The following is a 17,575-nucleotide window of genomic DNA, read 5'->3' as shown; positions in this document are numbered from 1 at the left end:
CTCAGTGATCGTCGAGTTTCGGATCGAGCGCGTCGCGCAACCCATCACCCAGTATGTTGAAGCAAAGCACGGTGAGGAAAATGGCAAGGCCCGGAAAAAAGGTCAGGTGCCATTCTCCGGCCAGCATGTATTCGCGCCCCGTCGAAAGCATCGCCCCCCATTCCGCGACGGAAGGCTCCACGCCGAGCCCTATGAAGGACAGGCTGGTGGCCGTCAGGATGGACGTCCCGATCCGCATGGTGAAGTAGACGATCACCGCGCCGAGCACCCCGGGCAGGATGTGGCGGAACATGATGACGAAATCCGACGCCCCGGCGGCACGAGCCGCTTCCACATAGGTCGCCTCCTTGAGCCCCAGGGTGCCGGAGCGTACGATGCGCGCGAAGGCGGGCACGCTGAAGACGGCGACGGCGATGATGACGTTGGTGAGGCCGGCGCCGAGGATGGCGACGATGCCGATGGCGAGCAGGATACCGGGAAAGGCAAACAGGACGTCGGCGATGCGCATCACGATCGAATCGAGCCAGCCGCCGAAATAGCCCGCCAGAAGCCCGGCAACGACGCCGATGACGGCGCCGATCGTCACCGAGACGAAGCCAATGAACATGGACAGTTTTGCGCCGTTCAGGATGCGGGCGAAGATGTCGCGGCCGAACTCGTCCGTTCCCGCCCAGTGGAGGGCCGAGGGGGCGCTCAGCGTGTTCTTGTAGTCGAACTCGTCGGGACCGAAGGGAAGAATCCAGGGTGCGGCGAGTGCCGCCACAAGCATGACGAGAAGAAAGATGCCGGCGGCAAGCGCGCCGGGGCGCGCGGTAAGGCGGCGGCGGAATTCGCCGAACGGCGAACGTACGGTCAGTTCCGTCTCGGAGGCGACAGCCGGTGCATCGGAAACGAGAGACATACGTGCGGTTCCTATTTGTACCGGATGGCGGGGTTGATGAACCCGTAGAGCATGTCCACCGCCAGGTTGATGAGAAGGAACTGAAGGGAGAACAGCATGATCTCCGCCTGCACCACCGCGTAGTCGCGGAAGTTGATGGCATCGAGCAGCAGTGAGCCGAGACCGGGCCAGCGGAATACCTTTTCCACCACGATCGAGCCGCCGAGCAGGAATCCGAACTGGAGACCGGCCATGGTGACGACCGGAATCAGCGCATTCCGCAAGGCATGCTTCCAGATCACGACACGCTCGCGCAGGCCCTTTGCGCGGGCGGTGCGGATGAAGTCTTCACGCGCGACGTCGATCACGGCCGAACGCGTGAAGCGCGCCATGATCGCGGCAACGCCCGCGCCGAGTGTGATGGAGGGGAGGATGAGGTCCGACGGCTCGTCGAAGCCGCTGGTGCCGAGCCAGCCGAGATGAACGGAAAAAAACTGCATCAGGAGCAGGCCGAGCCAGAAATTGGGCATCGAGATGCCGGAGACGGCGAGGAACATGCCGGCATGGTCGCCCGCGCTGCCGCGACGCACCGCCGAGACCACGCCTGCGACCAGCCCGAAGAGCACCGACCATGCAAGCGCGCAGACCGACAGCCAGAAGGTGGGCATAAAGGCGCGCGCGATCATCGTGGACACGGGTTCGCCCGTGCGCAGCGAGGTGCCCAGATTGCCGCTCGCGAGGTTCTTTAAGAAATCCACATATTGCGCAAACAGCGGCCGATCCAGGTTCAGCGCCTGACGAATGGCCTCCACTTCCTCCTGCGTGGCGGATTCGCCGGCAAGCAGCCGCGCGGGGTCGCCCGGCAGGGCGTGGATGAACAGGAAGACGAAGACCGAGATCAGGAAGAGAACCGGCACGAGTGCCGCCAGCCTGCGCAAGAAATACTGCAACATGGGCTTTCATCCGGTGGTGACCCGGCACAAAGGTGCCGGGCCATGGGAAGTCGGGTTTATTCGTATGCGGCGTGGGTGAACTGCATCGTTCCGTCCGGCATCTGGAAGACACCCGACAGCCCCTTCTTCCGCGCCGCCATCTTGTTCTCGATGGCGAGCCAGACGACCGGCGCGTCCTTCCAGATCTGCTCCTGCGCGACCGAGTAGGCCTCACGGCGCTTTTCGGGATCGGCCGTGTTCAGTGCCGCCTGGATCGCCTCGTCGACCGCGTCGTTGGAATAGAAGGCCATGTTGTAGATCTTCGGGATCCAGCCTTCCGTCGCGTAGACAGGACGCAGATGCCAGTCGGCGTCACCGGTGGATGGCGACCAGCCGCCGAGCAGCATGTCGAACTCGGCCTTTTCCGGCACCATGGAGGAGAAGACCTTTTCCGAGCGCGTTGCCCCTTCCATGGGCACGATGTCGGCGCGCACGTTGATCTGTGAGAGCTGCTGCTGCAGGAACTGCAGCATGCGCACGCCGGTGGAGTTGTTCACGCCCCAGATGGTGATGTCGAAGCCGTCTTCGTAGCCGGCTTCCTTCATCAACCGCCGCGCCTCCTCGATATCCGTCTCGAGCGGCCCCTGGTTTTCATAAAAGCGCGTGTCCGGGGCGATCGGCGAGTCCGGCACGACGCCATGGCCGGAATAGACGACATCCACGAAGGCCTGCTGGTCAACGGCGAGGTTGAAGGCGCGACGCACCCGCTCGTCCTTGAAATGGTCCTTGAGCATGTTCATGGACGCGGTCCAGACCGTGATGCCGGGCACTTCGAGCACCTCGTAGCCGCCGCTCGATTCCACCGAGTCGGCCAGTTCGGCCGGCAGGATGTGGATGAACTGGACCTCGTCGGACAAAAGCATCGAGACGCGGGTGGAGCTTTCCGTGACAGGGTAGAAGGTCACCTTGTCGACCTTCGGCCATTCGCTGTCCCAGTAGTCCTCGTTCTTTTCCAGAACCAGGCGTTCGCCCGGAATCCACTCCTTGAACTTGAAGGGGCCGGTGCCGACGGGGTGCTTCTCGACATCCTTGCCGAACTCCTCGAGCGCCTTCGGGCTGTGAATCACCACGGAAGGGTGAGCCACCGTGTTGATCATCGCGCCGAAGGGCTCCTTCAGCTTGAGAACCACCGTGTAGTCGTCCGGCGTCTCGACCTTGTCGACCACCTTGAAAAGGCTGTTCTTGGCGAGGTTCCGGGACTGGTCCGCCAGACGGTCGAAATTGGCCTTCACGGCCGCCGCGTTGAAATCCGTCCCGTCGTGAAACTTCACCCCTTCGCGCAGCTTGAAGGTGAAGGTCTTCGCATCGTCGCTGCCTTCCCAGCTGGTGGCGAGCTGCGGCACCAGCTTCATGTTCTTGTCGAAGCCGATGAGCCGCTCGAGCACGCCGCTGGCGGCCGAGTAGTCCACATTGTAGTTGGAGTTGTGCGGATCCATCTTCTGGAAGATCTGGTCCATGGCGATCGACAGATCGGCGGCCACGGCCGGTATGGACAGCATGGTTCCGGCAAAGAGTGCGGCGCTGAACGCGGCGCGTTTGAAGAACTTCATGTCATTATCCCCTCGGTTTGCTGCGATTGTTGCCTTTTGCCCGCTTCACGCGGCGCGGTCTGCCGGCGGCTCGTCGGCCTCGGGCCGGCGTGCGATGTAGTGGCCGGCGGCCACCTCGATCATCTCGTTGATCGCCGGCGGGCGGCCGACCGGATGCACCGGGCTCGGCACCTCGCCCGTTATCGGCATGCGGTTCCGCTCGCGCATCGTCGGATCCGGTACCGGAGCGGCGGCCATGAGGCGCTGCGTATAGGGATGGCGCGGATCCTCGAAGACGGCCCGGCGCGGGCCCGTTTCCACGATCTGGCCGAGATACATCACCGCCACCCGATGGCTGATGCGTTCGACTACCGCCATGTCGTGGGATATGAAGATGTAGGCGAGGCCGAAACGCCTCTGCAGGTCCATGAGGAGATTGATCACCTGCGCCTGCACCGAGACGTCGAGCGCCGAAACCGCTTCGTCGGCGATGACCAGCTTCGGGTCGGTGCCGAGCGCCCGTGCAATGGCGATGCGCTGGCGCTGGCCGCCCGAAAATGCGTGCGGGTACCGGCTTGCATGCTCCGCCTTCAGTCCCACCTGCTCGAGCAGCCATACCGACTTGTCGAAAGCGCTTCGCTTGTTCTCCATCCCGTGGAGCAGCATCGGCTCGGATATGGAATAGCCCACCGTCAGCCGCGGGTTGAGTGACGCGTAGGGGTCCTGGAACACGAACTGGATTTTCCGCCGCAGCTTCTGCAGGTCCTGCCGGGACAGCTTCGTCAGGTCTTCGCCGTCGAATTCCAGTTTCGCCGCCTGCGCCTCGACGAGACGAAGGATGGAGCGCCCGGTGGTGGATTTGCCGCAGCCCGATTCCCCCACCAGCCCCAGCGTTTCACCGGGCCAGATGTCGAGGTCGAGATGCTCCACCGCATGCACCCGTTTCCTCACCCGGCCGAACAGCCCCTCGCCTATGTCGAAGCGCGTTGTGAGACCGCGCACGGAAAGGAGCGGCTCCGCGGCATAGTCGATCGGTCTGGCCGGTGCCTCCGCCCTCGCCGCCGGCGCTTCGTTCTCGCCCGGCACCGGAAAGGGGGTCGGATCGTCCGTGCCCTTCATCGCGCCCAGATGCGGAACGGCCTTGAGGAGAGAACGCGTATAGGCGTGTTTCGGCGCGTGGAAGATGGTCTCGACGTCCCCTTCCTCCACTTTCTCGCCGCGAAACATCACCACCACCCTGTCCGCCATTTCGGCGACCACGCCCATGTCGTGGGTGATGAAAAGGACCGACATATCCTGCTGGTCCTGCAGTTCGCGGATCAGTCGAAGGATCTGCGCCTGGATGGTGACGTCGAGTGCGGTCGTGGGCTCGTCGGCGATCAGGAGCTGCGGCCTGCAGGAAAGCGCGATCGCGATCATCACCCGCTGGCGCATGCCGCCGGAAAGCTGGTGCGGATGGCGTTTCATGACCTGGGCCGCATCGGGGATGCGCACGCGGTTCAGCGTATCGAGCGCAATGGCGGCGGCCTCCGGACGGCTCTTCTTCTGGTGCGTGACGATCGCCTCGATGATCTGGTCGCCGATCGTGAAGACCGGGTTGAGGGAGGTCATCGGCTCCTGGAAGATCATGGCCATTTCGTTGCCGCGCATCAGCCGCGCCTGCTCGGGGTCCAGGCGACTCATGTCGACGATGCCGCCGTCGCGTTTCCTGAAGGCGATGGTGCCGTCCGTAATCCTGCCGCCGCCGAATTCCACCAGGCGCATGACCGAAAGGGCACTGACGGACTTGCCGGAGCCGGATTCGCCGACGACCGCGACCGTCTCGCCGCGCTTCACATCGAGGTCGAGCCCGCGAACCGCCTGCAGCGGGGATTCGCCATGGCCGAAACATACATTGAGGTTCCTGATTTCGAGCAGATGCTCTGCGTCCATCCGGTCGGTCCTTTCCCCTTCTGGGCGATTCACGGCATGTGCCTTGCCGCAACCTGCCGCGCTCGTGCCGGCGCGTTGACTTGCGAGTGAAGCGGTCCGGGTGCGCCCTGGCCAACGCCGTTTCGGTATAAACTATGCCGTATATGCATAGATTGCCGCTTGTCCTGCCCGGGAAAGCATGGTCGTCTCGCCGCCATGGATACGAAGTGGCTGGAAGATTTCCTGGCGCTCGCGCAGACGCGAAATTTCTCGCGGGCCTCCGAGGAGCGCAACGTGACGCAGCCGGCCTTCAGCCGCCGTATCAGGGCGCTGGAAAGCTGGCTGGGCGTTTCGCTCTTCGACAGGCGCACCTATCCCGTGACGTTGACGACGGAAGGGCGCGCCTTCCGCGAAACCGCCGAGAACATCGTTGCGACGCTCTATGCCGATCGTGCACAGTTTCAGGAACGCCTGCATGTCAACCGGCCGGATCTGAGGATCGCCGCGGCGACGACGCTCAATCTCAATTTCATTCCCGATTGGCTGCACGGGCTGGAGGGAGAGACGGGCCATCTGACCACCCACATCTTCACGCAGAACTTCCACGACATGTTCCACGATCTCGCGGAAGGCGAGATCGACCTCGTCCTGCAATATGCGCACGCGGATGTGCCGCTGCTGTTCGAGGCGTCGCGCTTCGACACGAGAGTGCTTGCCTGCGAGCCGATGATTCTCGTCTCCCCTGCCGACGAGTGCGGCCAGCCCCTGCACGACCCTTCGCGCGCCGGCTGCGATATGGCGCTTCCCTATATGGGCTATTCGCCGGACGGCTATTTCGCGGAGGTGGAGAAGCTCCTTTTCGCCCGCCGGCAGAAGGACGGACCGATGATGCGGCGTCTCGGCGAAAGCCCCACCTCGGAAGTGCTCAAGCGGATGGCCGTTCGATACGGTGCGCTGACGCTGCTGCCCGAAAGCTGCGCGCGCGATGTCCTTCAACGCGGCGAAATGCTGTGCGTGGGCGGGCCGGATTGGCAGGTGCAACTCGAAATAAGACTCTATCGCTCGCGCGATTCCCGGCGTGCCGCCGTGCGCAAGCTGTGGGCGGCACTCGACCGTCCGGCGCGAGGGGAACCGCAGTATCCTGCATATGAGGAAACACAGGCGTGAACATCTTCATTTCGGTGGACATCGAGGGCGTGGCCGGCGTCAGCGAACCCATTCAGGGACAGCGCGGCAGTGCGGAATATGAAATCGCACGCAGATTGATGACAGAGGAGGCCAATGCCGCAATACGCGGCGCGTTTGCCGCAGGTGCGCGCGAAGTCACGGTCGCCGACTCGCACGGTCCGATGCGCAACATGATCGCCGATGCGCTCGACCCGCGTGCGATGCTCGTTTCCGGTAAGCCGCGTCCGCTTTCGATGATCCAGGGTATCCACGAAGGCCATGACGGCGCGGTGCTGATCGGCTATCACGCCGCCGCGGGAAACCGCGGCGTGCTCGCCCATACGATCAGCGGGTTGGCGTTCGCCCGCATCGAAATGAACGGTGTTCCGGTGGGCGAGCCGACCCTCTTTGCCGGACATGCCGCCGAGATCGGTGTGCCGCTTCTGGCGGTCAGCGGAGACGACCGGCTGGGCGAGGAGATCAGGGCGCAGTTCCCGAGTGCCCGCGTGATCGAAACCAAGACGGCCCTTGGCGCACAGGCGAGCCGAAGCCTTTCTCCGCACGCCTCCCGCGATCTGATCGAGACGGAAGTCCGTACAGCCGTCGAAGGCGCTGCGGGGCAGAGGCCGCACGCACCGTGCCGGCCCCCGCTCGAGGTCGTGGTGACCTTCAACAGGCAAGTCTTCGCCGACGCTGCCTGCCTCGTGCCCGAGATCTCGCGCAGGGGCGCGACGGACGTCGTCTTCACGGCAGGAAGTCACGCCGATGCGATCGGCATCCTTGCCGCCTTTTCGATCCTCGCGCAGGGGCTTTCCTGAGGGCTGCCGCCGGCGTGATTCGATCCACTGCCCCCTGTCGAGGGCGGTCGCCGCGGTCCTTCCCGGCCGTTCGCGAAGACGAAAACGCCCCATCTCATTCCGACCGATCGGACAGCGGGTGCTTGCAACGCGCCGTTTCGTGACTACTTCGAATAATGCCTGCCCGTTCTGCCCGGTGCCTGAAACCCGATGTTCCACTATTTCAAATGGGCCTTCATCTTCACGGCAGCCGGCCTCGTGCTGGCCATCCTGATCGGCTGGCAGGCGACGGAGACCGTCTCCGGCACATTGTCGATCTTCTTCATCTGTGCGGTGCTGGCGGTGCTGGAGATCTCGCTCTCCTTCGACAACGCCATCGTCAACGCCAACCGGCTCAAGGCAATGACGCCGGTCTGGCAGCGGCGGTTCCTCACCTGGGGCATCCTGATCGCCGTTTTCGGGATGCGCATCATCTTCCCGCTGGTCATCGTCGCCGTCGCCGCGTGGATCGGCCCCTTTGCCGCGCTGAAGCTGGCCGTTGCCGAGCCGCGGCTCTACGCCGAGATCATGCGCGAGGCGCATCTGGGGATCGCCGCCTTCGGCGGCACCTTCCTCATGATGGTGGGCCTCAGTTATTTCTTCGACGAGCACAAGGAAATCCACTGGGTCCGCGCCGTCGAAGAACGCATTTCGCGCGTGGCGAGCATACGCGGCGTCGAGATCGCCTTCGTCCTGGTGCTGATGCTCACCTTCACCGCCCTGCTGGAGGAAGAGAAAAAGCTGACCTTCCTCCTGTCCGCCATCTATGGTCTCCTGACCTTCATCGGCGTCGACATTCTCAGCAACGTGCTGGACCGGACGAAGGACGCGTTCGCCGGCGCGGCCAAGGGCGGACTGGGCGCGTTCCTCTATCTCGAGGTTCTGGACGCCTCCTTCTCCTTCGACGGGGTGATCGGCGCGTTCGCGCTGAGCCAGAACCTGTTCGTCATCGCCATCGGGCTGGGGATCGGCGCCTTCTATGTGCGCTCCATGACCATCATGCTGGTCGAGAAAGGCACGCTCACGCACTACCGCTACCTCGAGCACGGCGCATTCTACGCCATTCTCGCCCTGTCGGTGGTCATGTACGTGCAGGCGCTCGTGCATGTGCCGGAGGTCATCACCGGGCTCGGCGGGGCCGCGCTCATCGGCCTCGCCTTCTGGTCCTCCGTGCGCTTCAACCGGCGGCACGGGCAGGCGGAGGATGCCCGTCCCGAATCGGTGCTCGGCTACTCCTCCGACAGGTAACGGCTCGCCAGATAGGCGGCCTTGGCGGGTATCGCCAGATAATCCTTCACCAGCTCCTGGCGTTCGGGCGTGAAGTGGTCCTCCCCGTGCAGCATGTTGACGGTGCCGACGAGCGAATCGCCGATCACCACCGGCAGGTTGATCACCGATCCGCAGCCCAACGCACCGATCTGCGCATAATCCCTGAAGATCGGCACGAGGTCCGCCAGCTTGTTGGCGACGAACATCTGCCGGTGCTTGTGCACCTGCTCGTACCAGCGGTTATCGCGAAAGGGCCGCGTCTCGGTGACCGGGTAGCGCTCGGGATCGCTCGTATAGGTGCGGCGCGCCACTCCGCTTTCCGATTCCACGGTGAGAAAGGTGAAGAGCTTGACCCCCACCAGCGTCTGCGCGAGCGCGTGAAGCGCGTCGAACGGCGCCTGCGGCTCCCTGGCGAGCGAAAGCGCATGATCGAAAGCCGCCAGCGGACGGTTCACCTGTGTCATCAAAGCTCCTGTTTCATGCATTCGAACTGCCGCCGAAGGCAAGGCTCAGGCGACGGACGACACGCATCCGCCCCTTTGGGCCACGAGTGCAAGGGAAGGGCCGGCGGCCTTCCGTCCAGCCACACCGCATGCCGCCCTGCCGCGGTCATGGCTGCTCCCTTCCATCGGGGAAGAGGCGCGCGGCAGACGAATGGAAGCATGGGAACTGGGTGGCAATACCCGTCAGACAAGGCCCGCTGGGATCTCCTGTTGCGCAAGCGTGTGTGGGATCGTATCGCCCGACCCCGCCCGGGACTGGTTTCAACCACACCGCCTATCCCAACTCCATTAAAAAAATTTTTCTGCAGAAGGATTATTCGGAAAAGCGATATCGCGCGCCGCGCCTGCGCGGTCGAACTATCCGCGCTGTTGCAGATGCCCGGCAGGTCTGCGCGAAAACCGGGAGCCGGGTTGAATGCCTCCCTGTCCTTTCCCATCATCGGGTCATGGAAATCGACGCCAGAATCCGCCGCACGGTCGGGGACATCATCGCCGCCCGCAACGGCATGCCGCCGAAAGACCTGAATCTCGAGCGCAACAGCCGCAGCAGCTTCGGCGGAGCCGAAGCGGCGGGCCTTGCCGTCGTCACCGCCCGGTACCGCAACAGGCTCGACCGGCCCGAGATGCGGCGCATGGTCGTCAAGCGGCTCGTGGGCCGACCGGCGCGCGAGGCCGCCGTCTATGAGCGTCTCGTGGCAATCCATGTGCCCGGCATGGCGCCCGAGCTTCTGGCCGTTGAGAATGACGGGCCGGACTCGGCCATCATCTTCATGGAAGCGGTGCGCCGGGTGAACGCCTGGCCGTGGGCGGATGCGTCCAACACGGCCGAAATGCTGACGCGCCTCGGCCGGTTCCATCGCTCGCTCGATAAAAAGGACGTGGCCCTGCCGGAATGGGACTACGAAGCCGAGCTTGCGGCCATGGCCGAGGCCACCGTCTCGGCGCTCGACCAGTGTCGCGGCCATCCCGAACTCGGTGTCCTGACACGGCATATGGGACGGCTCGAGCGGCTGCAGGCGGCCCTGCCCGGGCTGAGGCGGCAGTTGCTTTCGGAAGAGCCCTTCGGCTGCCGCCCGATCCATGGCGACCTGCACCCCGGCAATGCCCTGGTGCGGCGGCGGGACGGCACACATCAGCCCGTCCTCATCGACTGGGGGCGGGCACGTGTCGGCTCTCCGCTCGAAGACGTCAGTTCGTGGCTTCAATGCCTGCGTTTCTGGGATGCGGGCGCGCAGCGCGTCCACGACAGGCTCTTTCACGATTATCTTTCGGCCTTCGGCATGCCGCGACGGCTGACCGACGACATCCGCGCCGCCTACTGGATCGCCGGCGCCTCGAACACGCTCGCCGGCGCCCTGCTCTACAACCTCTCCATTGCCCTCGACCCAGGGCAGGGCAAGGCCCGCCGCGAAACCGCCTTCAATGTCGCCCGCGACTGGCTGCGCATCGTGCGCCGGGCGCACGCCTGGACGATGTAAGCGGCGGTTTGCCGGGACCGCTTCGGCAACTGAAACGTTCAGACATGGATCCTCGGGCTTGACCCGAGGATCCATGTCTGAACGTCGCCGTGCCCACCGGCGGTCATTGTTACATCCTCTAATCAGCGAAGATCATCCCACGTACCTGCCTGCTGTAATCACCGCCCCTGCTGCACTGCAGCAACGAATTCGATTGACTTTCCACAGCAGTTTGTGAGTATTTGCCCATGAGCATAGCAATTGCTCAATGAGCGATCCCACGGGAGGAATTCATGACACTCAAGCCCCTGCTCCTCGGAGCAAGCTCCCTCTTTGCCCTCGGGCTTGCCGCCCATGCGGAGACCCTGACCATCGCCACGGTCAACAATGGCGACATGATCCGCATGCAGAAGCTGACGGACGACTTCACGGCCAACAACCCGGACATCGATCTGGAGTGGGTCACGCTGGAAGAGAACGTGTTGCGCCAGCGCGTCACCACCGACATCGCCACCAAGGGCGGCCAGTACGACATCATGACCATCGGTGCATACGAGGCCCCGATCTGGGCCAAGCAAGGCTGGCTTGCTCCCCTCGACGGCCTCGGCGAAGACTACGACGTCGACGACCTGCTGCCGGCCGTGCGAGAGGCGCTGTCGGTGGACGGCACGCTCTATGCTGCGCCCTTCTACGGGGAGAGCGCCATGATCATGTACCGCACCGACCTGTTCGAGGAAGCCGGGCTCGAAATGCCTGCATCGCCCACCTGGAACTTCATAGCGGATGCGGCACGCCAGGTCACCGACAAGGAGAACGAGATCTACGGCATCTGCTTGCGCGGAAAGGCCGGCTGGGGCGAGAACATGGCATTCATCACAGCTCTGGCAAATTCCATGGGCGCGCGCTGGTTCGACATGGAATGGCGGCCGCAGTTCGACAGCGAGGAGTGGAAGAACGCCGCGCAATTCTATGTCGACCTGATGAACGACGCCGGCCCGCCCGGAGCCTCCTCCAACGGCTTCAACGAAAACCTGGCCCTGTTCCAGTCCGGCAAGTGCGGCATGTGGATCGACGCAACGGTCGCCGCCTCATTCGTGACCAATCCCGACGAGTCCACGGTCGCCGACAACGTCGGCTTCGCCCAGTTTCCGACCTACCAGGACCTCGACAATCACGGCAATTGGCTCTGGGTATGGTCGCTGGCCATCCCCGCCAGCTCGGAAAAAACCGAGGCGGCCAAGAACTTCATCGCCTGGGCGACGTCCAAGGAATACACCGAACTCGTAGCCTCGGAGGAAGGCTGGGCGAACGTGCCGCCGGGAACGCGTACCTCTCTCTATGAGAACGAAAACTATCTCGAGGCGGCGCCATTTGCCGACGAGACACTTGACGCGATGCAAGCCGCCGACACGACCAACTCCTCGGTCCAGGAAGTGCCCTATTCCGGCGGGCAGTTCGTGGCGATCCCCGAGTTCCAGGGCATCGGCACGGCGGTCGGCCAGCAGTTCTCGGCCGCACTCGCCGGCCAGGTGCCGGTCGACCAGGCGCTCCAGAGTGCCCAGCAGCTCACCGAACGTGAGATGATGAAGAGCGGCTACATCAAGTAGGCGTTCCTCCTCCCTGGGCCGCCTCGGGTAGCGCGGAGGCGGCCCTTTTTTCCTTCGGCGGAGAGAACCGATGGCCACGACGCACACCCGCTCGACCGCGCGCCTGATGATGGCGCCCGCCGTCGTGCTCCTGCTTTTGTGGATGATCGTGCCGCTCGGCATGACCATCTGGTTCTCCTTCCTGCGCTACAACCTCCTCATGCCGGGCATGGAGGAGTGGGCGGGTTTTTCCAACTACTACTACTTTCTCACCGATCCGGCCTTCGGCACGGCGCTGATCAACACGCTGCTCCTCGTCGGCGGCGTTCTCCTGATCTCGGTGGGCGGCGGCATCGCGCTGGCGCTGCTGCTCGACCAGCCCTTCTTCGGCCAGGGCATTGTGCGCCTGCTCGTCATCGCGCCGTTCTTCGTCATGCCCACCGTTTCGGCGCTGGTGTGGAAGAACATGTTCATGAACCCGGTTTACGGGCTCTTCGCCTGGATCGCCAAGTTCTTCGGCCTCCAGCCCATCGACTGGCTCGCCGAGGTGCCGCTGCTCTCCATCATCCTCATCGTCTCCTGGGGATGGCTGCCGTTTGCGACCCTGATCCTGCTGACCGCCCTGCAGTCGTTGAACGAAGAGCAGAGGGAGGCGGCCGAGATGGACGGTGCCGGCCCGGTCTCGCGCTTCATCTATATCGTCTTGCCGCACATGGCCCGCGCCATCACGGTGGTGATCCTGATCGAAACCATCTTCCTGCTGTCGGTCTTCGCCGAAATCCTGGTGACGACGAACGGCGGGCCGGGGCTGCAAAGCACCAACCTCACCTATCTCGTCTACGTGCAGGCGCTTCTCCAGTTCGATGTCGGCGGGGCGTCGGCGGGCGGTATCGTCGCCGTCATCCTCGCCAACATCGTCGCCATCTTCCTGATGCGCATCGTCGGCAAGAACCTGGACGCGTGAGGAGAAGACCGATGGCACGCGCAATCTCCACCCGCCGGAAATGGACCATCACCCTCATCGCATGGGTGATCGGGCTCGCCCTGTTCTTCCCGATCCTGTGGACCGTCCTGACGAGCTTCAAGACCGAGGGCGAGGCGATCGCCTCTCCACCCTCCCTCGTCTTCTTCGACTGGACGCTTCAGAACTATTTCGAGGTGCAGGACCGCTCGAACTATTTCAAATATGTCGGCAATTCGATCGTGCTCTCGCTCGGCTCCACGCTCCTCGGCCTCCTGATCGCCATTCCCGCCGCCTGGGCGATGGCCTTCTCGCCGACCAGGCGCACCAAGGACGTGCTTTTGTGGATGCTGTCGACCAAGATGCTGCCGCCCGTCGGCGTGCTGGTGCCGATCTACCTCATCTTCCGCGATGCCGGGCTGCTCGACAGCCGCATCGGGCTCGTGATCGTGCTCACCATGATCAATCTGCCGATCATCGTGTGGATGCTCTACACCTATTTCCGCGAGATCCCCGGCGAGATCCTGGAGGCCGCACGCATGGACGGCGCCTCGCTCGGCAAGGAGATCATCTACGTGCTGACACCGATGGCGCTGCCCGGCATCGCCTCCACCATGCTGCTCAACATCATCCTGGCCTGGAACGAGGCCTTCTGGACGCTCAACCTCACCGCATCGAACGCCGCGCCGCTGACAGCCTTCATCGCCGCCTACTCGAGCCCCGAGGGGCTGTTCTGGGCCAAGCTGTCGGCGGCCTCGACGCTCGCCATCGCACCGATACTCATCATGGGCTGGTTCTCACAGCGCCAGCTCATCCGCGGGCTGACCTTCGGCGCGGTGAAATAAGGCTGGGAAATAAAATGGGAAAGATTACGCTTGAAAAGGTCTCGAAATCCTTCGGCCAGACCGCGGTGATCCCCGAGATCGATCTCGAGATCGAGGACGGCGAGTTCGCGGTTTTCGTCGGCCCGTCGGGCTGCGGGAAATCGACGCTCCTGCGCCTCATCGCCGGGTTGGAAGACACGACCCGGGGCAAGATCCTGATCGACGGCGAGGACGTGACCGGTGCGGCGCCGGCCAGGCGCGGCCTGTCCATGGTGTTCCAGTCCTACGCGCTCTATCCGCACATGACGGTGCGCCAGAACATCGCCTTCCCGCTCAAGATGGCCGGCGAAGAGAAGCCGGCGATCGCCCGCAAGGTGGAGGAGGCCGCCCGGATCCTCAACCTGACGGATTATCTGGACCGGCGCCCCGGCCAGCTCTCCGGCGGCCAGCGCCAGCGCGTGGCCATGGGCCGCGCCATCGTGCGCAACCCCAAGGTCTTCCTCTTCGACGAGCCGCTGTCCAACCTCGACGCCGCGCTGCGCGGCACCATGCGGCTGGAGATCAGCGAGCTGCACCAGAAGCTGAAGACCACCATGGTCTACGTCACCCACGACCAGGTCGAGGCGATGACCATGGCCGACAAGATCGTCGTGCTGCAGGCCGGCCGTGTGGAACAGGTGGGTTCGCCCATGGAGCTCTATCGCAACCCGAGGAACCTCTTCGTCGCCGGTTTCATCGGCGCACCGAAGATGAACCTGATCGACGGCTCGGAAGCCGCGCGGCGCGACGCCGCCACCATCGGAGTGCGCCCGGAGCATATCCGCCTGGCGGACGGGAACGGCGCCTGGTCGGGCACGGTCGGCGTGACCGAGCGGCTGGGTGCCGACACGCTCATTCACGTGGAGGTCGACGGCATCGGCCAGGTGACCGTGCGCACGGACGGCGAAAATGCCGTAAAGAGCGGGGACACGGTGCATCTCCTGCCCGATCCCGACAAGATCCACCGCTTCGACCCCAACGGGCAGGCTTTGTGAGGTGCAACGGGACGTGACGATGACGACCAGGCTTTCCACCGATACACTCGGCGCAATCACCCGCGCGGCCGTGCCGGCCTATGACAGGGCGGCGCTCACCGGCGGCATCGTCCATTTCGGCGTGGGCAATTTCCACCGCGCCCATCAGGCGATCTATCTCGATACGCTGTTCAATACAGGCCGGGACCACGACTGGGCGATCATCGGCGCAGGTGTCCTGCCCACCGACGCGGCCATGCGCGAACGGCTTGCCGGACAGGACTTCCTCACCACCGTCGTCGAGCAGGACGCCGAGCGGAGCACGGCGCGAGTCACCGGCGCCATGATCGATTACCTGGCGCCGGGCGACGCCGCGGCCATCATCACACGGCTCGCCGATCCGGCGATCCGCATCGTCTCGCTGACGATCACCGAGGGCGGCTATTTCATCGATCCGGCCTCCGGCGTCTTCGATCCCACCCATCCGGCGATCGCTGCCGACGGCGCAAGCCCGAAAAACCCCTCGACGGTCTTCGGGCTGATCGCCGCCGGCCTGAAGAAGCGAAGGCAAGAAGGCACCCGCCCCTTCACGGTCATGTCCTGCGACAACATCCCCCACAACGGTGCGGTCACCCGCAGTGCCGTCACCGGTCTTGCCGCGCTTTCCGATCCGGAGCTCGCCTCATGGATCGCCAAGAACGTCGCCTTTCCCAACGGCATGGTCGACCGCATCACGCCGGCCACGGGCGAGCGCGAGCGGCGCATCTGCGCGGAGGATTACGGCATCGAGGACGCCTGCCCCGTCTTCTGCGAGGGCTTCAAGCAATGGGTGCTGGAGGACGACTTCCCGGCCGGGCGCCCGGCGCTGGAGAAAGCAGGCGTTCAGTTCGTGCCGGATGTCACGCCCTATGAGAACATGAAGATCCGCATCCTGAACGGCGGCCATGCGGTGATCGCCTATCCGAGCGGGCTTCTCGACATTCACTTCGTGCACGAGGCCATGGCGCATCCGCTGGTGCGGGGCTTTCTGGAGAAGGTCGAGTACGAGGAGATCGTCCCCGTCGTGCCGCCCGTGCCGGATACCGATCTCGGCGGCTACTTCCGGCAGATCAAGGAGCGTCTCGACAACCCGAAGATCGGCGACACGGTGCGCCGGCTCTGCCTCGACGGCTCCAACCGCCAGCCGAAATTCATCGTGCCCACCATCGCCGAACGGCTGGCACAGGGCGCGGGTATTACCGGGCTGGCGCTTGAGTCGGCCCTGTGGTGCCGCTATTGCTTCGGCGTCAGCGAAAGCGGTACGACGATCGAACCCAACGACCCCGCCTGGGACCGGCTGCAGGCCCAGGCCCGGCTTGCGAAGGAGAACCCGATGGCGTGGCTCGCCATGGAGGACATTTACGGCGAGGTGGTGCAATCGGAACCGTTCCGCACTGCCTTCGCCGAAGCGCTCACCGCACTATGGCGGGACGGCACCGAGAAGGTGCTTGCGCGCTATCTCGAGGGGCGTCTTGGGGTGTAGCGGAATGGACATGGCTGCGCTCCCCGCTATCCGCCTCACTTCCGGACTCAAGCGAAACGCCGGGCATCTCCGGCAACCCGCCATCGTCATCCCGGAAGCGGAAGCGAAGCGCAGGCTGTCCGGGATCCATTCCGGAACCTGGACAAGTCACGAAATGGATCCCGGCTCACGGTCGCTCTGCTCCCTTGGCCGGGATGACGACGCGCAATTCACCGGCAACGCGAAGGCCGCCCGGTGACCGACCGCCGCCTCGTCATCTTCGATTGCGACGGCGTGCTGGTCGACAGCGAGCCGATTTCCATCGCCGTGCTTCTGGAGATCATCGCCGAGGCGGGGATCAGGATCGATCCGGGCGATGCCTACCGTCGCTTTCTCGGCCGCTCCATGGCGAGCATCGCCGCCGCGATCCATGAGGAATTCGGCCTCGCCATCACCGACGAGCACCTGGAAGCCATGCGGCTGCGGCTCTACGACCGCTTCCGCCAGGCGCTGATGCCGATTCCCGGCCTCGCCGCCATGCTGCCGGCGCTCGGCCCGGCGCGCTGCGTGGCCTCCTCCAGTCAGCCCGAGCGAATCCGCCTGTCGCTCGGCGTGACCGGCCTGCTGGAATTTTTCGAGCCGCACATCTATAGTTCCACCATGGTGGCGAACGGCAAGCCCGCTCCGGATCTCTTTCTCCATGCCGCGAACGCGATGGGCATGGCGCCGGAGCATTGCATCGTGGTGGAGGACAGCCCGGCCGGCATCGAGGCAGCGCGGCGCGCCGGCATGCGCGTGATGGCGTTCACGGGCGGCTCCCATGCCGGCCCGGCCGACCTGCGAAAGACGGTCGCCGCGCTTAAGCCGGATATCGTCTTCGACGACATGCGCCAGCTTCCCGACCTCATCGCCGGTCTCGACGGACAGGCAGCAACAAGCTGATGCGCGATCTCGTCTGTGCCGTGGATGTGGGGACCGGCAGCGCCCGTGCCGGTTTGATCGACCGGACGGGCCGGCTCTACGCGCGCAACGAGCACCCCATCGTGATGAACCGTCCGCGCGCCAATCACGCCGAGCACGATTCGCAGGATATATGGCAGGCGGTGTGCCGGGCCGTGCGCGCAGCCTGTGAAGCGGCCGGGGTCG

General features: G+C 64.4%; 16 protein-coding genes. 11 read left to right on the top strand and 5 right to left on the bottom strand.

The window, feature by feature from the left end:
- Position 1: 1 nt before the first annotated feature.
- From ACFP9U_RS11090 to ACFP9U_RS11075, 4 genes are read right to left on the bottom strand one after another with little or no spacing between them, the layout of a single operon-like run.
- Positions 2-901, bottom strand: a complete 900-nt coding sequence (locus ACFP9U_RS11090; RefSeq protein WP_378621388.1) for an ABC transporter permease subunit — start codon at positions 899-901, stop codon at positions 2-4.
- An 11-nt stretch (positions 902-912) separates the two neighbouring features.
- Complete coding sequence (locus tag ACFP9U_RS11085; RefSeq protein WP_378621386.1) at positions 913-1,833, bottom strand: ABC transporter permease subunit; 921 nt, start codon at positions 1,831-1,833, stop codon at positions 913-915.
- A 56-nt stretch (positions 1,834-1,889) separates the two neighbouring features.
- Positions 1,890-3,422 carry a glutathione ABC transporter substrate-binding protein gene (locus ACFP9U_RS11080; RefSeq protein WP_378621384.1) on the bottom strand — a complete coding sequence of 511 codons (1,533 nt, stop codon included), beginning with the start codon at positions 3,420-3,422 and terminating at the stop codon, positions 1,890-1,892.
- A 45-nt stretch (positions 3,423-3,467) separates the two neighbouring features.
- Entirely contained in the window at positions 3,468-5,333 is a 1,866-nt protein-coding gene (locus tag ACFP9U_RS11075; RefSeq protein ID WP_378621383.1) for an ABC transporter ATP-binding protein, read from the bottom strand.
- A 195-nt stretch (positions 5,334-5,528) separates the two neighbouring features.
- On the opposite strand from ACFP9U_RS11075, the gene ACFP9U_RS11070 reads away from it, so the two are divergent.
- The 3 genes from ACFP9U_RS11070 to ACFP9U_RS11060 all read left to right on the top strand — a co-directional run bounded on the left by ACFP9U_RS11070 (position 5,529) and on the right by ACFP9U_RS11060 (position 8,563).
- Entirely contained in the window at positions 5,529-6,479 is a 951-nt protein-coding gene (locus tag ACFP9U_RS11070) for a LysR family transcriptional regulator (RefSeq protein ID WP_378621381.1), read from the top strand.
- Positions 6,476-7,297: a M55 family metallopeptidase gene (locus tag ACFP9U_RS11065; RefSeq protein ID WP_378621380.1), complete on the top strand. Its 822-nt coding sequence runs from the start codon at positions 6,476-6,478 to the stop codon at positions 7,295-7,297. Before ACFP9U_RS11070 ends, ACFP9U_RS11065 begins: the two co-directional genes overlap by 4 nt.
- A gap of 189 nt (positions 7,298-7,486) precedes the next feature.
- A complete protein-coding gene (locus ACFP9U_RS11060) occupies positions 7,487-8,563 on the top strand; it encodes a DUF475 domain-containing protein (RefSeq protein WP_378621378.1) in 1,077 nt (358 codons plus the stop codon).
- Here ACFP9U_RS11060 and ACFP9U_RS11055 read toward each other — a convergent pair.
- Positions 8,545-9,048 (bottom strand): GAF domain-containing protein, encoded by a 504-nt coding sequence (locus ACFP9U_RS11055; protein WP_378621376.1) that lies wholly within the window; start codon positions 9,046-9,048, stop codon positions 8,545-8,547. The genes ACFP9U_RS11060 and ACFP9U_RS11055 overlap by 19 nt on opposite strands.
- Before the next feature lie 485 nt (positions 9,049-9,533).
- Here ACFP9U_RS11055 and ACFP9U_RS11050 point away from each other — a divergent pair, with 485 nt between their 5' ends.
- The 8 genes from ACFP9U_RS11050 to ACFP9U_RS11015 form a co-directional block, all read left to right on the top strand.
- The gene (locus ACFP9U_RS11050; RefSeq protein ID WP_378621375.1) at positions 9,534-10,565 is read left to right on the top strand and encodes an aminoglycoside phosphotransferase family protein; all 1,032 of its coding nucleotides are present in this window, start codon (positions 9,534-9,536) and stop codon (positions 10,563-10,565) included.
- Positions 10,566-10,837: 272 nt separating this feature from the next.
- The gene (locus ACFP9U_RS11045) at positions 10,838-12,151 is read left to right on the top strand and encodes an ABC transporter substrate-binding protein (RefSeq protein ID WP_378621373.1); all 1,314 of its coding nucleotides are present in this window, start codon (positions 10,838-10,840) and stop codon (positions 12,149-12,151) included.
- A 70-nt stretch (positions 12,152-12,221) separates the two neighbouring features.
- Positions 12,222-13,094, top strand: a complete 873-nt coding sequence (locus ACFP9U_RS11040) for a carbohydrate ABC transporter permease (RefSeq protein ID WP_378621371.1) — start codon at positions 12,222-12,224, stop codon at positions 13,092-13,094.
- An 11-nt stretch (positions 13,095-13,105) separates the two neighbouring features.
- Positions 13,106-13,936 (top strand): carbohydrate ABC transporter permease, encoded by an 831-nt coding sequence (locus ACFP9U_RS11035; protein ID WP_378621369.1) that lies wholly within the window; start codon positions 13,106-13,108, stop codon positions 13,934-13,936.
- 14 nt (positions 13,937-13,950) lie between these two features.
- Positions 13,951-14,949: an ABC transporter ATP-binding protein gene (locus ACFP9U_RS11030; protein WP_378621367.1), complete on the top strand. Its 999-nt coding sequence runs from the start codon at positions 13,951-13,953 to the stop codon at positions 14,947-14,949.
- Positions 14,950-14,968: 19 nt separating this feature from the next.
- A complete protein-coding gene (locus tag ACFP9U_RS11025; RefSeq protein WP_378621366.1) occupies positions 14,969-16,450 on the top strand; it encodes a mannitol dehydrogenase family protein in 1,482 nt (493 codons plus the stop codon).
- A gap of 234 nt (positions 16,451-16,684) precedes the next feature.
- Complete coding sequence (locus ACFP9U_RS11020) at positions 16,685-17,371, top strand: HAD family hydrolase (RefSeq protein WP_378621364.1); 687 nt, start codon at positions 16,685-16,687, stop codon at positions 17,369-17,371.
- On the top strand, positions 17,371-17,575 hold a 205-nt coding region (locus ACFP9U_RS11015; RefSeq protein ID WP_378621362.1), incomplete at its 3' end, for an FGGY family carbohydrate kinase. The genes ACFP9U_RS11020 and ACFP9U_RS11015, both read left to right, overlap by 1 nt.

Source organism: Nitratireductor sp. GCM10026969 (assembly GCF_042660605.1).
In the GTDB taxonomy this organism is placed as follows: domain Bacteria; phylum Pseudomonadota; class Alphaproteobacteria; order Rhizobiales; family Rhizobiaceae; genus Chelativorans.
Note: the sequence above shows the minus strand (reverse complement) of the source record. Positions and strands in the feature narration are given on the sequence as shown.

Excerpts from the sequence above, each read along its gene's own strand:
- ACFP9U_RS11050 (WP_378621375.1), top strand. The coding sequence starts at position 9,534 with ATGGAAATCGACGCCAGAATCCGCCGCACGGTCGGGGACATCATCGCC.
- ACFP9U_RS11025 (WP_378621366.1), top strand. The coding sequence starts at position 14,969 with ATGACGACCAGGCTTTCCACCGATACACTCGGCGCAATCACCCGCGCG.
- ACFP9U_RS11040 (WP_378621371.1), top strand. The coding sequence starts at position 12,222 with ATGGCCACGACGCACACCCGCTCGACCGCGCGCCTGATGATGGCGCCC.
- ACFP9U_RS11045 (WP_378621373.1), top strand. The coding sequence starts at position 10,838 with ATGACACTCAAGCCCCTGCTCCTCGGAGCAAGCTCCCTCTTTGCCCTC.
- ACFP9U_RS11080 (WP_378621384.1), bottom strand. The coding sequence starts at position 3,422 with ATGAAGTTCTTCAAACGCGCCGCGTTCAGCGCCGCACTCTTTGCCGGA.
- ACFP9U_RS11060 (WP_378621378.1), top strand. The coding sequence starts at position 7,487 with ATGTTCCACTATTTCAAATGGGCCTTCATCTTCACGGCAGCCGGCCTC.
- ACFP9U_RS11085 (WP_378621386.1), bottom strand. The coding sequence starts at position 1,833 with ATGTTGCAGTATTTCTTGCGCAGGCTGGCGGCACTCGTGCCGGTTCTC.
- ACFP9U_RS11090 (WP_378621388.1), bottom strand. The coding sequence starts at position 901 with ATGTCTCTCGTTTCCGATGCACCGGCTGTCGCCTCCGAGACGGAACTG.
- ACFP9U_RS11055 (WP_378621376.1), bottom strand. The coding sequence starts at position 9,048 with ATGACACAGGTGAACCGTCCGCTGGCGGCTTTCGATCATGCGCTTTCG.
- ACFP9U_RS11030 (WP_378621367.1), top strand. The coding sequence starts at position 13,951 with ATGGGAAAGATTACGCTTGAAAAGGTCTCGAAATCCTTCGGCCAGACC.
- ACFP9U_RS11035 (WP_378621369.1), top strand. The coding sequence starts at position 13,106 with ATGGCACGCGCAATCTCCACCCGCCGGAAATGGACCATCACCCTCATC.
- ACFP9U_RS11070 (WP_378621381.1), top strand. The coding sequence starts at position 5,529 with ATGGATACGAAGTGGCTGGAAGATTTCCTGGCGCTCGCGCAGACGCGA.
- ACFP9U_RS11075 (WP_378621383.1), bottom strand. The coding sequence starts at position 5,333 with ATGGACGCAGAGCATCTGCTCGAAATCAGGAACCTCAATGTATGTTTC.